The following is a 13,916-nucleotide window of genomic DNA, read 5'->3' on the forward strand; positions in this document are numbered from 1 at the left end:
AAAATTAAGCTTAAAACTACTTTACAGTTTCGTTATAAAACAAACGATTATGCAACAATTGCTATGCCTTAATGCTATCGAACTAAAAAATACCAAAAAAGATTCTGCTAAATATCTATTTATTTTACAAAATAAAATTTTTAGGCTACATAATATTGAAAGGAAATTTAATAATAAGAATACTCATCATGAAAAAATGGACCGGCTTCTTTGTATTTTTGGTGGTACTTATTCTTGTAGCTTTTTATGCCATTGGTTTTACAATTAAAAGTACCTTAAATAAAAATATAAATTCAATACCTAAAACCTCCGCATTTAATGTTCGTCTTCATAAATACCATTGCGGCTGGTTTTCATCTCAAGCAGTCATCTCTGTTAAGATGCATATTCCTTCGCAAACGATTACAGATAAAAATAATGTCACTAAAACAGAACCACCAGTTGATCTGGATATCGACATCCCCATTCTGATCAAGCATGGACCTTTTATAGTAACAAATGATGGCATACGCTTTGGGATGGGGTTAATCACTACTCAACCTGAAACACATTATGAAGCATTTATTAATTACCTAAATAGAACCATATTTAGGTACAGACTCCCCTCTTTAGCCATAGAAGGAAAAATTGGACAAAATGAAGGAGATTTTCAATTAGCGTGGCAAGGCTTAACTTCATTACTTAGTGTTTCTTCTAATCTTGATCATATTGATGGTAACTTCCAACTATTAGGGCTAAATGGAGCCGCCAGTAACCCTGCTAACGCAGGAAGTAATCTCAGTTTTAAAATTGGTGAAATTGCCTATGATTTTAAACTGAAACGATATCAAGACTGGTTATGGTTAGGGCAGTCTCGCTTTGATATACCTACTATAGCAATAAATCTAGCAGGCAATCAGGTATTTGAACTCACTGGATTTAACTTCCTAGCGAGTTCTGATGTGCATAATGAAATATTGGACGTTGACCTTAAACTGTCCCTAGAAAAACTATTCGCTAATAACCAAAACTATGGACCAGGAGTGTTACATTTGAGTTTAAGAAACCTTGATCCGGTCATCATGGCAAAAATCAATCAACAAGAATTCAGCATGATGCAAAATAATAGTGATCCCAATATGATCGTACTTGCATTTGCCAACGAATTACCTCAACTCCTCGCTAAAGGAGCTGTATTGGAACTTTCTGAAATGACCTTGAATTTACCCGATGGAAAAATTGTAGGGAATTTTAAAGTAGCACTACCCAAAAATGATAATAATGATTTATCACAGGTCATGCAAAAGTTACAAGGTGAAGGATCATTTAAAGCACCCATGGTAACAGTAAAAACACTTTTGGCCGCATCGCTTAAAAATGAATCGTCCGATAATACTCAATCTAATCCAGAAAACACATCAGAGCCTTCTGCTAGCCCAACACAAGTTCTAGCAAACCCTAATAATGATAATGATGTGGATAAAAAAGCAGATAAAATATTACAAGACTTAGTCAGTAAAGGCTTTTTAAAGATTGAGGGTAATGATTACGTTTTCACTTTTAAACTTGAAAACCAAAAAATTATGGTGAACGGACAGGTTTTTAATCCTGACATGCTGAAATAATTTGAGTTACTTCGTTCTTATTGAACATAACTCATTTATTCTTTGAGATAGAAAGCCCATATGACCTATTGATATGGGCTAATTTTTTCTATTCGAGACGTGCCCTTGGACGATCCTCAGGACTCAGACGATGATCAAGATGAGGATTTATAATATGAGGGTTCATAATGTGATGCTCTAAAAAGTTGTCAACAATTTCTGTCAATATTGCAACTTTCTCTGAAGCAGGTAGATCTGCTGCCAAAACTCCTTGAGTAATACCCGCAAACACTTGAGCCAGAGGAGACTCTGTAAGTTGCATTCCGGCTCTTCTGCCCCTCGATAACAGGGCATCCTCCTGCAAAGCTCTGCCAATCCCAGTAACTACTGAAGATGCCATCTCTTGTTTCGTCATACTCTGAACAGTTTTTTCTTTTTCAACTCCTCTAGTCACAAGATCCGTCACAACAGGTTCATCACTTTGAGTACCCGATAATGTAGATACCGTCCCAGCAAAAGCTTTCTTTCTTGACCTAGGAGAGAAAAAAGAAAGTAGCGCATTACTCAACTTATCTGTATTAGCTACGACAATTTGTTGTCCGCCTTCATCATTCAATTCGCCCTCAGTCTTTTCTTTCTCGATATGCTCTTCTTCTTGCTCGATATGTTCTTCTTCTTTAACTCGTTTCGTTTTTTCAGCTTCTGCAACTTTCCCTGCCTTAGGAGCATTCTGAGGAGCTTTCGCTCCATTTGTAGCTAAATTCTCATGACTTCTTTTAAAATTCACTTCCAACCAATTGACGAGTAGAGAAGGCTTATCAACATGAATGCTATGTTTATCATGATGACATGGTTCTACAATATTCCGACCTTTCTCAATGTGTGGCACATGTTTTTCAACAACAAAGTATTCTTTTGTTGCAACAAATGGAGGCAGTATACTACCTGGGTAAATAATAAAATTATAACCAAGAGATGCTGCCAACAACATGATAGAAGGACTTTCTTGGGTCAGATAGTTACGAGAACGGTCACGCCAGAGGTTAATACCACCTTCTTCCTGAGCATGACGTCTAGCAAACTCATCGACTGATTTATCAATGGACAACTTAAGGCCTTCTACTGAGGTATAAAGAGGCATTATTTCGGAGGATGTTTTCTCAAAACCGTTTTGAGATACCCATGTATGCCAACGAACAATCTCAAAATTCTTTCCTTTGTCTACAGCTAATTGATTGATAATTGCAATTTTTTCATCCATCGATTTATTGTGGCATGTGTCATTAAATACTTCAGGAGTAAGGCCCAAAGGCGCTAAGAAAGCACTTAGATTTTTTTCAAAATAGGACTCACCCAGCTCTAGGGCTTGCTGCTTAAGAACAGCCTCTGCATCCTCAGGTGTTTTCTTGAGATTATGCCAATAAATTTCATCAGCAATTAAAAACGTTGTTTTACCTTTAACATCAGGACTATCAGAAGTAGTTTGATGCGTAGCTACCGCTTGTTGCACAATAGCTTCTAAATATTCGCCGGCACAATACTCATTTCCTTTTATGCTCAAAAGAACTAAATCTTTTGTAGTCTTTAATGAGGGAAAACGACTTTTACTATTATCTTTTTTATCTTTTGAATCAAAACTAGCGGTAATATACTTACCATTTTTTGGACCTATAACTTTTGGCATCTCTAATCTTTCCTTTAACGCTTATTGCTATTTTCAATACGCTAGCAATTTTCTTTCTTTCACCTGAAATCTATTTAAATCAGGATGATACATAGTTAAAATTAATATTGGCTTTCAAAAATATAGCCATAGTATAATTCATTTTGAAAAAAAAATAACCACTTTTTCCTGCAAATAGTATATAATAATCTCATTAACATTTTATTAAGAACAGATTATTGAGATGAATTTATTAAGCGAGTAAATCCATTAAATTAGGTCTGTGCAGCTTAAGGTAAACAAAAATTTTACTTAATAACCCTTCGTTATTAAGTTCATTGTACACGGTGAAAAATGGATTCTGAAAAAATACAAGAATTACAAAACATTATTAATCAAAAGAATGAAGAAATTGCGCGATTAAATCATGCTCTAGAAGAAGAGCAATTAAAATTTAAAAATGAATTGCAGGCAGCTCATGATTATTATGAAAATATCATTGCCTTAATGCCAGGACATGTTTATTGGTTGGATAAGAATAATGTATTTTTAGGTTGCAACGATTTACAAGCCGCAAGCGCACGTTTGCAGTCACGCAAGGACATTGTTGGGAAAACCAATTACGATATGCCATGGAAAGATCAGGCAGAAGAATTAAATAAGCTTAATACATTAGTCATGGAAACGGGCATACCTCATACTGCGGAAGAATATGCAGTCATGGCAAATGGAATGGGAATTTACTATTCTCAAAAAGTTCCATTACGTAATCAACACAATGAAACTATTGGTGTATTAGGTATTTCACTAGACATTACAGAACACAAAAAAATGGAAGCCGCTTTGCGTCGCGCTAAAGAAAACGCAGAAGTAGCAACCCAGGCTAAAACCGAATTTATCGAAAATATGAGTCATGACATTCATACCCCATTAAGCGGGATTGTCGGAATGTCGAGACTTTTAGAAGAAAAAGCAGAGGATCCTGAAAGAAAACAATATGCACGTTGGATCCATGAAAGCGGTGAGAAATTATTGGACTTACTTAATGGGGTTATGGAAATCGTTACAGCAGATAATCTTCGTGAAAATGATGTCAACGAAGAGTTATTTGAATTACGCAAAAACATCAAAGATATTGCCCATCTCGTCCAACCAACCTTGGAAATGAAAAAGATTCAGCTGAATATCGACATCGATGAAACTGTACCCAATACCGTTATTACTGATGGAACGAAATTGCATCGAGTTTTGTTAAATCTTGTTGGCAATGCAATTCGATTTACTGACGCAGGTACAGTCACCATTAAAGTAGAAACACTCGCTCATGAAAATAGTTACACACAACTGCGATTTAGTGTGATCGATACTGGAATCGGCATACCTCATGAGCTACAACGCAAGATCTTTGATCGGTTCTTTCGTGCAATCCCCTCTTATAAGAGCCAGCATAGTGGTTATGGTGTTGGTCTTCATGTGGCACAAAAATACTTGAGTCTACTGGGTGGAGAAATACACTTAGAAAGTGAAGTTGGAAAAGGCTCTACTTTTTATTTCTGCCTTAGCACGAAAGTGGGATACAACGAGTTCGCTTCGTCACATGATGTGACGCAAACTAATGCACTACAAACAACTGCCGCTGCGTCACCACTCATTCTTCTCGTAGAAGATAATATTATTTCTCTTCATATGATTGAAAATGTTGTAGAACAAGGAGGCTATCAATTTTACTCCGCTATCGATGGCGAGCATGCGATGGAGTTATTGGAAACAAATGATTTTGACCTGATCATTACTGACGTAGGGATATCCAATAGCGCGGATAAGAATCTTGTTCAGTCTATACGCGATCTGGAAAAACAAGCTCAGAAAAACCCCATACCGATTATTGGCTTAACAACCAGCACTTCAGGTGACGCATCAAAACATTTAAGCTTAGGAATGACTAAAGTATTAACCAAACCCATTCATTTAAAAGCACTACAAGAAGTAGTTAATGGACTCAATTTATCCGCCAAAGAAAAATGATGTGAGCAAATGCAATGAAGCGAGACCTGGGATTCAAATACTCTTTTTTCTCGCTTCACCGCACCTACTTTATAGAATAATTTTATGGGGTTTCAAAATAATTCGTATCAAACGGATAACAAACCCAGGTCAAGGTTGACCCATTGTAATTCACTTCAAGTGTTGAAGCATTTAAAGAAGTTAAAGTAGGTTGTTTCTCTATATAACAAACACGTTTTCCCCCTTCTACAGTCACATAGTAATAAGATGTGGTTGCTTTATAATCAGTAGGAAGATAGTAGACCGTGCCTTGTTTTTCCAAAATAACAGGTTGCCCAGTAATCAAAATTTTGTCTGCATAAGACACTGTACTGAGTATCGTCAATGAAAAAAAAGCTAATAGTAGTTTTTTCATAATAATTCACTCCCTGAAATGTGCACGATATGCTTAAGTATAGAACAATAATGCGACTCCTACGTAGCTCCATCTGCAATAGCGTTTCGAAAGAGTCTATTGCATCATTATCACTGCACGAAAGCGTACCTTATTTGTCATCATATCTTCAAAAGCTTTTTCCGTCTGTGCAAGCGGGTACTGCTGAATCATTGGACGAATCCCCGTTAGTGCACAAAACTGCAACGTTTCTTCTACATCGATTGCGCTTCCAGAAGCCCAGCCTTTAATCGAGCGATTAGCAGAAATAAGCTGAGTCGATATCACTTCAATTGGATCATGAGATGCCCCTACAATAACCAACTCTCCTTTATTGGCAAGCGCGTCAATTAAAGGTGAAATCGATTTTCCGCTAGGTGCTGTGGCTAAAATTACCTGGGCACCACCCAATTTTTTTAATTCAAGAGCCACATCTTTGTCAGCAGAATCGATATAAACATGAGCTCCTAACTTTTTAGCGAGCGCTTCTTTATCAGCGCCCTTAGACAAAGCGACGGTTTTAAATCCCATTTTATTTGCAAATTGAATTGCTAAATGGCCCAATCCCCCTACCCCCTGTATTGCAACTAAGTCCCCTGCCCGAGCAACACTATGCCTTAATGCATTAAAAGTAGTAATGCCCGCACACATTAATGGCGCTGCCTCAGCAAAAGAGAGTTCATCCGGGATTGCAGCAAGCGCTTCAACGGGTGCGATCATGTATTGGGCATAGCCACCGTCGTAATCTAAACCAGTAATCTGATGATTTTCGCATAAAATAAAATCCCCATGGCGACATGGAAGACATTGGCCACAACGTGCCCCAGCCCAGCCGACACCAACACGTTGGCCCACTTTCCATTTGCTCACATTAGGCCCAAGCTCATCAATGATGCCTGCGATTTCATGGCCTGGAACTCGTGGGAATTGGAGATTAGGCCATAAATTTTCCTTCACAAATACATCAGAATGACAAACACCGCATGCAGCAACTTTAATACGTACTTGATTTGCTGTGGGCATCACCATATCTCGTTCAACAGCCTCCCAATCTCCTGACTTATTGACCTGTACGACGTTCATCTTCTTCATTGCTCATTTCCTTATGCAAGCCACTACAAATAGAATTATGATTCAAAATCCTTATTCTGAAGTGTAGACAATCCCCACAAAATTTCATGAATCGTTACACCTCTTTCGAAATGCGTAAGAACGATTATAATGGTTGAAAAGCGCTAGAATTTACCTATGGCATATGAAGCATCACTTCATTCGAAAGGAATATTATGAATACCCTGGATTGGTTAACAAAACTTATCGAGTTTGATACAACCTCACGTAATTCCAATTTATCACTCATCGAAGCGCTAGCTAATGCATTGAATGATTACCAAATTAATCCCATTTTAATTCATGATAGCAAAGGCCTTAAAGCAAATTTGCTTGCATCTATTCCTGATCGTAATGGTCGATTCGATGGCGGACTTATTTTATCTGGCCATACAGATGTAGTACCTGTTGATGGACAAATTTGGGATAGCGATCCATTTCGCGCAACAGTTAAAGATGAAAAAGTGTATGGCCGAGGGGCTTGTGATATGAAAGGTTTTATTGCGGTAGTCATGAATCTCATTCCACAATTAAAAAAGCTTCATCTTGAATTCCCTCTGCATTTTGCTTTTTCATATGATGAAGAAATTGGTTGCCTTGGGGCGCCAGGCCTTATTGAGAAAATGACCCAGTTAAATTACAAACCCAAAGCATGTATTGTAGGCGAACCAACTTCAATGCAACCAGTAATCGGACATAAAGGAATACACTGTTATCGCTGTCAAATTCATGGCGTAGCAGCCCACTCATCATTAACCCCACAAGGTTGTAATGCTATAGAGCATGCTGCATCACTCATTACTTATCTTCGCAATATGGCACAGCAATTTAAATCTCAAGGGCATCAGGATGGGGCTTATGACGTACCTTATACAACAATATCTACTAATCTCATCCAGGGTGGAAATGCATATAATACGATCCCTAGTTTGTGTGAGTTTATTTTTGAAATTAGAAACTTAGTCGCCGATAATCCTGAAAAGCTCCAGCAACAAATTGATGATTATATAGGAACACAGCTGCTTCCCACACTACAGAAGGAACAATTGAACACCAAAATAATTTTGGAAAATCTCGCTCAGGTCCCTGGATTAGAGACAGCACCTTCAGAACCAATCGTTCGTGCCGCCCAACTAATTTGTCACAATGAAAAGCAATTAAAAGTTGCTTATGCTACGGAAGCAGGCTTATTTCAACAAGCAAAAATACCCACTATTGTTTGTGGCCCAGGTAGCATTGAACAAGCGCATCGTGCTAATGAGTTTGTAGCTCTTGAACAATTGCATCGTTGTGAACAATTTATTATGGAGTTCTTGAAATCACCATTCCTGACTGGTCCAAAATGAACAAATAGTTGTCTAAAAGTTATTAAATAACTCCATTTTCATTTGAATAGCACGTTCACCTAAGGCTTGCTATTTGCGGTGAAAGCAGGCAAAAATAAATAGAGTGTTATCTCTTTCGTTAATTTAAATAATTCGCGCCAAAATGAGAGAAAAGCATGATCATCTTATACATTCCATTCTGTGAAGAAAATGATCTAATAGCTAAAGCAATTGATTGGAAAAGCGAACTCAGCAATCAAGACATACTCATCATCCAACATGGTAAAAAAATTAATTATCAACCATTGCTACATGAGCCTCTCACAATCTACGTGCTCGCACACGGTATTGATAATTTATTAGAGCGCTTACATCTGGCGGGCAATTGCCCTGTTACACAGCGCACAACACTCCTGAGCATAGATAAAATAGCCGAACGTTTTAACTCTGATTTTCTCTATCTGCATCAAAGGGTTAGAAATATCAAACTTTATTTTTGTAATACTAAGGGAAATCAGAAGTCCATAGCAGAACAATTTCATCGGAATTTAATCTTATTTGATGCCTTTGTTGATTATTATGCAGGGACCCTTTTTGGCCCTTCAAAAGACAAAAGAAAGTACTCCTGTCGTGATGGTCAATGGTCTGTCACCTCCAAAGTACGTCAAACATTATATAAAAAAATAGATGCGGATTCGAATGAACCAATAGGCATCAAACAACTGAGCCTCCTCAATTTCTTTGAAGACGCGAAACAAAAACGCCTTGCGTTCGTGCATGAACGACAAAAAAAAGCACGTCATGAATTACTAATGAGAAAAAGAAAAGAACATCTAGAGCATCAGAAAATACATGGTGACGACATAAATACCGATGGGCATACCAACAATCATCAGGCATAAGCTAAAGAATATAAATCGCTCGCTGAATATGCATTAGACATGTCCTATGTGCATTCATTGTATCGCAAACACAGTACTCCTATTTAAAACCTAATACTTTAATTGCAAAAAAAACCTAACTTTGTTAATAAAAACTTAATAAATCTTTATTACAATGTGTCAATATAAAATCCAGCCATAGGTTCATTATGCCAACCATTCGCTTCAGAGAAACCCCTTTAATCCGTGAAATCTTAACAATTTATAAAGACTTACGAACGAAAGTCATGGACGACGTGCACAGTAGTGTCATTGAAGTTCCTGTAGAAAAACAAGGCTGGGGATACACGTTTGGTCTGACTTATAAAGAAGGGATTATAGAGGGATTAGAATATCCTCAGCCTGGTGGGTTATCAAGCTTGGCCAGGAAAATACAAGAGCAAGGTCATTCAATAGAAACCAAAAGAAACTGTGACTATTTCAACTTTGTATACAATACGTGTTATCAGTATATCGCGGATAATCAAAACCGTTATTTTGGGCGTGCTAATTTAAATGATATGTCACATGGTAAAGTTATAGCCATGGTCTTATTAGCTCACCTTTGTCGTCAAGCCTTGGAAAGGCCTATTGAAGAGCAAGAAAAATACAAAGAAAGAATTCAGCGCTTCACGGTTGAACTACTGAAACATAAAGATATTCAGAGTACAAGCAGCCAAGATGACAAGCTCCTTTCCTGTAAGTCCACTCTTGATCGCATATTTTCCGCTTCGCACCAAGACAACTCCTCTGAGCAAGAAAATAAAATTGATGCTTATTATCAGCATATTGAAGACACAACCCGAAAGTTAAATGAATTGCTTATAGGCGTTGATAACTACATGTTGCCGCTATTTAGCGGGCAAAATCAAATTGATGTGACACATTTGCAGGAGCTGTTTAAAAGAGAACATCAAGCTACTTTTACTACTACAGAACAAAGAGTAACTCATGATCCCTTTATCGGAGAATTATTTGGCCGACCTATAGCTGCCTTACAAACCGATAACTATCTAGAACTTTATCATGGACTCGATTATCAATTACCCAAAGAAGGTAACTTTTTATGGGGGCGGTTTAGCAGTGAGCAGCAAGAAAACTTTATCAAATTGTTAAAGTTGAGAGATAAATTACACGTTTTGCAAAATGAACTTAAAAAACTTCATCAGTTTACAAGTGGCAACAAAATCGGTTACTTCAATGATTTTATTAAATTGTCCGAACCTTACTTGAAAGACATTCATCATGTCAAAAGTGAATTAAATGTTTGCTTAGAAAAATTTGAAGCAGATTGCGGTATAGTTTATCGAGAGCGAAGTAAAGCCCAAAGCCCAGCACGAAGCATATGGGAATCTTTTTATTTGAATAAACTCCCATTAGTTGAAGTACGAAATCATTTTGTTGCTGCATCACGACAAATTAGTGCCGCATTTGCAAGCATTCCATTTGATTGCTTTAACGCACTCAAGGAATTCAGTCAGGAAGCTTATGAGATTTTAAAACGAGGGTGTGCACTATTTGGTGACCAATTTGATGTGATAGGTAGCGATTTTCAATCGGATATATCACGAGCACAAGCAAAAGAGTTGAGCCGACAAGCTGAGCTTATTTTAGTAAAACAAAAAAATATTTTAGCTGAGTATGACGAACTACTTCTACAAGCACGACAATCTTCTGATGAAACCACAGTGAAACTGGTTGAAATTCTGGAACGCCGTCGAGCTATTATTGCGCAAATTATTCAAGCCATTGAATTACAAACCAGTGATATTGCTGAAGAAGAAGGATTTGTCCTTGTTGAGAGCAGTAACTTTGAAACTAAAATACTGGAAGAAGAACATCAAGCTACTGGTTTTCTACATATTATCAGAAACTACTTATCGCGCCCATCAGTGAGTACGCTTGAATTTACTGCTTTAAAAGCAGAGTTAGAAAAACTAGGCATTGAATTAAGCGATGCTCAAAAAGCAAATGTAAGCTTGCAACAAGACAATGGAAAGAAAGATGAATTGCTTTTGCAAAAAGATGCATTGCTTTTACAAAAAGACAATAGAATTCATGAGCTTAATGATGAACTGCAAGGGAGAGACAAGCAATTGGAGCTTGTCGCACGAGTTGTAAACACCTCCATACTCACAGTACATAATTCTCATTTATTATTTGAGCGCATTACAAACAACCAAACTGCACAAGTAAAAGAATTATTAACTGTAGTAAAAAATTTTGAGGACATACTCCGGCAAGGAACAAATTATGAAAAGGCCTATGAAACAAGAGCAAACAAATACGACAACTCATTATTTTTTAGCCATAATGGTAATGGTAAAAAGCACGCACGCATGGTTATGACTGAATGGACGAGTCATCTGCATTCAATGATGAACCAAGCAATCACAGAAATACTAAAAAATAAACAACCTATAGATGCAAAGACACTAGCTGTACTTACAAAATCGCTTTCTGATGCCTTAGTAGTTTCAATGAATGATTTGATAATTAATGAAAATTACAGCAGTTATAAACAACATTCATTTCGAAATTATCTACGCCATTTTCATCAACAGTTAATAGTTGACGGGCAGTTACACGAAACATTAACTGACGAAAAAGGTCCAATAAAAGGCGTTAATGCAATTTTTGCAACAGTGAATAGTTCATTCGATCAAACAGAATTAGAAGAATTCGAGATATCCATACAAGATAAACAGCATAAGTTGTCTCTATGTTAACACTGATTTAATTGATAGGCCGTATAGGGTTCGAACCTATGACCAAGAGATTAAGAGTCTCCTGCTCTACCAACTGAGCTAACGGCCCATTTCTAAACGACGTCACAACATATTGATTACAAATAAGATAGTAGCTGATAAAGATAAATTTTGCTACGTTCAAACCCAATCAGAAAAAACCCTAGACTCGACAGCATTATCAAGCTAGGGTTGTTTTTAACTTGGGGATTCTACAGGATAAAGTTTTATCGTTCCAAATCGCTCTCGATATGCCAGAACCAGAAAACCGATAACGCCCATTGCCAGTGTGACAGGAATCACCCCTACTCCATAAACAAAAGCATTCACTTCACGAATACCGCCATTTGCATTGACGATATAACCAATCACTGAGTGAAAGGCATAACCAAAAATCATGATGATCATGTTGGCAATCGCCGTCGTCAGACCAGCAAGGTGTTCCGGTACAAAAGTAGAAACTTTATAAATTGCCAAGATCTGATAAGCACAACATATGCCGACCAATATAAAGCTTACTGTAATACTGGATACAGTTAACATACCCGCAATAAGCATGGTAAAGACAACACACATGGCTATTCCAGCTGCAATGATTGTTCCCAGATAATATCCAGTTTTTTCAGCAACTAAACTTAAAATCGGGGATCCAAAACACATTCCTATGAAAATCATTGATGGCAAAGAATTTGCGATTGATGCATTCAAACCATATACCTGTTTTAAAAAGCCCGAGCCCCATACATCAGAAAAACCTTCCAGAGGGCCTAACATCAATCCGGCAAAACAACAAAACAAAATGACTTTTCTGTTGGTAAAAACCGTTTTGATATTGGCAAGAACTGATGTGTGATAAGTAGGCTTTTCATCAGGTACAATAAAATAAGTCATGCACGCAAGCATCAGACCAATAGCAATAAATACTTCAATGACTACTTTATAACCAACCGCATGACACAAATAACTAACAGGGCCGCCGCCATACACAGCACCGATTAATCCTATCATCACTGAAAAACTAAGCATCCTAGAAAAATGTTGTTCTTTGAATGACATACGTATTATTTTAAATGTTCCCAAAATTGCAGCTGAAGACCCAATACCAATAAGCGCTCTTCCAACAAGAGGATAGCCCCAATGATCTGCAAAAATAAGTGGTAGTAATCCAATAACAGGCAGCAAAATACAAATAGTCATCACTTTTCTTGGGCCAAAACGATCCAACATAATCCCGATTGGTAAATGCATCAACGAATAACCAAGATAATAAACACCAGAAAATTGCCCAAATACCGTCGCATCAATATGAAATTGCGATGTAATATCATCCATCATAATATTGGGCATTACTCTTAAAACATACTGATATGCGTAAAATATCGACGCGATGATCCATACAAACCAGGCAACAACTCGTGATGTAGACATAAAAATCCTCGAAAAAACAAGCAGCTAATAGATGCACAATGGCTATAACCTGTGCATCAATATATTCTAATTCATTTTCCTTGAAATTTTATTGCAAATATAGGCTCTTATTGAGTTATTTTAAATTTAAATTTCATTATATTGCCTTTTTTTGAAATAAAATGCTAACATATAAAATATTTATGTAACTTTTTAAAGAATATGGATCGTACAGATAAAAAAATTCTTGATATTTTGCAGTCAAATTGTCAAATTAATAACCAAGAGCTCGCAGGCATGGTCGCATTATCCCCTTCCCCATGCCTGCGCCGTGTTAAGTTATTAGAAGATAATGGCTATATAAAGAAAAAGGTTGCTCTTCTCGACCCCGAAAAAATAGGTTTAAAATTATCCGTGATTGTTTTAGTTGGGTTAAACAGCCACCAACCTGCTGTCATGAATCAGTTTGAGGAAACCGTTCGTTTTCTTCCTGAAGTGGTTCAGTGTTATTTAATCACAGGGCAATCTGCAGATTACGTGTTGAAAGTCATTGTACCTGACCTTAATGCATATCAATCTTTTTTATTGGATAAACTAACACGTATCAATGGAGTAACCAGCGTACAATCCAGTTTTATATTAAGAACTATTTGTGAAACGACCACTCTCCCCTTGGATCACCTTGATTAAACTGTCCCTTTTTTATTCTTATTAATCCTAAAAT

10 protein-coding genes and 1 tRNA gene are annotated in these 13,916 nt (G+C 37.1%); 6 read left to right on the plus strand and 5 right to left on the minus strand.

Annotation, left to right across the window (positions count from 1 at the left end; genetic code table 11):
• The first annotated feature begins 188 nt into the window (after positions 1–188).
• Positions 189–1,604: a YdgA family protein gene (locus tag Lste_RS11400; RefSeq protein ID WP_058511051.1), complete on the plus strand. Its 1,416-nt coding sequence runs from the start codon at positions 189–191 to the stop codon at positions 1,602–1,604.
• 88 nt (positions 1,605–1,692) lie between these two features.
• On the opposite strand, the gene Lste_RS11405 is transcribed toward Lste_RS11400, so the two are convergent.
• A complete protein-coding gene (locus tag Lste_RS11405) occupies positions 1,693–3,267 on the minus strand; it encodes a hypothetical protein (RefSeq protein WP_058511052.1) in 1,575 nt (524 codons plus the stop codon).
• 333 nt (positions 3,268–3,600) lie between these two features.
• Between Lste_RS11405 and Lste_RS11410 the strand changes: the two genes are divergently transcribed.
• Entirely contained in the window at positions 3,601–5,271 is a 1,671-nt protein-coding gene (locus Lste_RS11410; RefSeq protein WP_058511053.1) for an ATP-binding protein, read from the plus strand.
• Between the two features lie 82 nt (positions 5,272–5,353).
• Here Lste_RS11410 and Lste_RS11415 read toward each other — a convergent pair whose 3' ends face one another.
• Together Lste_RS11415 and Lste_RS11420 are read right to left on the minus strand one after the other, a co-directional pair.
• The gene (locus Lste_RS11415; protein ID WP_058511054.1) at positions 5,354–5,665 is read right to left on the minus strand and encodes a hypothetical protein; all 312 of its coding nucleotides are present in this window, start codon (positions 5,663–5,665) and stop codon (positions 5,354–5,356) included.
• 96 nt (positions 5,666–5,761) lie between these two features.
• The gene (locus Lste_RS11420) at positions 5,762–6,775 is read right to left on the minus strand and encodes an alcohol dehydrogenase (protein ID WP_058511055.1); all 1,014 of its coding nucleotides are present in this window, start codon (positions 6,773–6,775) and stop codon (positions 5,762–5,764) included.
• Positions 6,776–6,969: 194 nt separating this feature from the next.
• On the opposite strand from Lste_RS11420, the gene argE reads away from it, so the two are divergent.
• The 3 genes from argE to Lste_RS11435 all read left to right on the plus strand — a co-directional run bounded on the left by argE (position 6,970) and on the right by Lste_RS11435 (position 11,767).
• Positions 6,970–8,139: an acetylornithine deacetylase gene (argE, locus tag Lste_RS11425; RefSeq protein ID WP_058511056.1), complete on the plus strand. Its 1,170-nt coding sequence runs from the start codon at positions 6,970–6,972 to the stop codon at positions 8,137–8,139.
• Between the two features lie 155 nt (positions 8,140–8,294).
• Complete coding sequence (locus tag Lste_RS11430; protein WP_058511057.1) at positions 8,295–9,020, plus strand: hypothetical protein; 726 nt, start codon at positions 8,295–8,297, stop codon at positions 9,018–9,020.
• Positions 9,021–9,208: 188 nt separating this feature from the next.
• A complete protein-coding gene (locus tag Lste_RS11435; protein WP_058511058.1) occupies positions 9,209–11,767 on the plus strand; it encodes a hypothetical protein in 2,559 nt (852 codons plus the stop codon).
• A 15-nt stretch (positions 11,768–11,782) separates the two neighbouring features.
• Here the strand turns inward: Lste_RS11435 and Lste_RS11440 are convergent.
• A tRNA-Lys gene (locus Lste_RS11440) sits at positions 11,783–11,855 on the minus strand.
• 128 nt (positions 11,856–11,983) lie between these two features.
• On the minus strand, positions 11,984–13,213 hold the full coding sequence (locus Lste_RS11445) for an MFS transporter (protein ID WP_058511059.1): 1,230 nt from the start codon (positions 13,211–13,213) through the stop codon (positions 11,984–11,986).
• A 201-nt stretch (positions 13,214–13,414) separates the two neighbouring features.
• Here Lste_RS11445 and Lste_RS11450 point away from each other — a divergent pair, with 201 nt between their 5' ends.
• Positions 13,415–13,882 carry an Lrp/AsnC family transcriptional regulator gene (locus Lste_RS11450; protein ID WP_058511060.1) on the plus strand — a complete coding sequence of 156 codons (468 nt, stop codon included), beginning with the start codon at positions 13,415–13,417 and terminating at the stop codon, positions 13,880–13,882.
• The last annotated feature ends 34 nt before the right edge of the window (positions 13,883–13,916 follow it).

This window comes from Legionella steelei, from assembly GCF_001468005.1.
GTDB lineage: Bacteria > Pseudomonadota > Gammaproteobacteria > Legionellales > Legionellaceae > Legionella > Legionella steelei.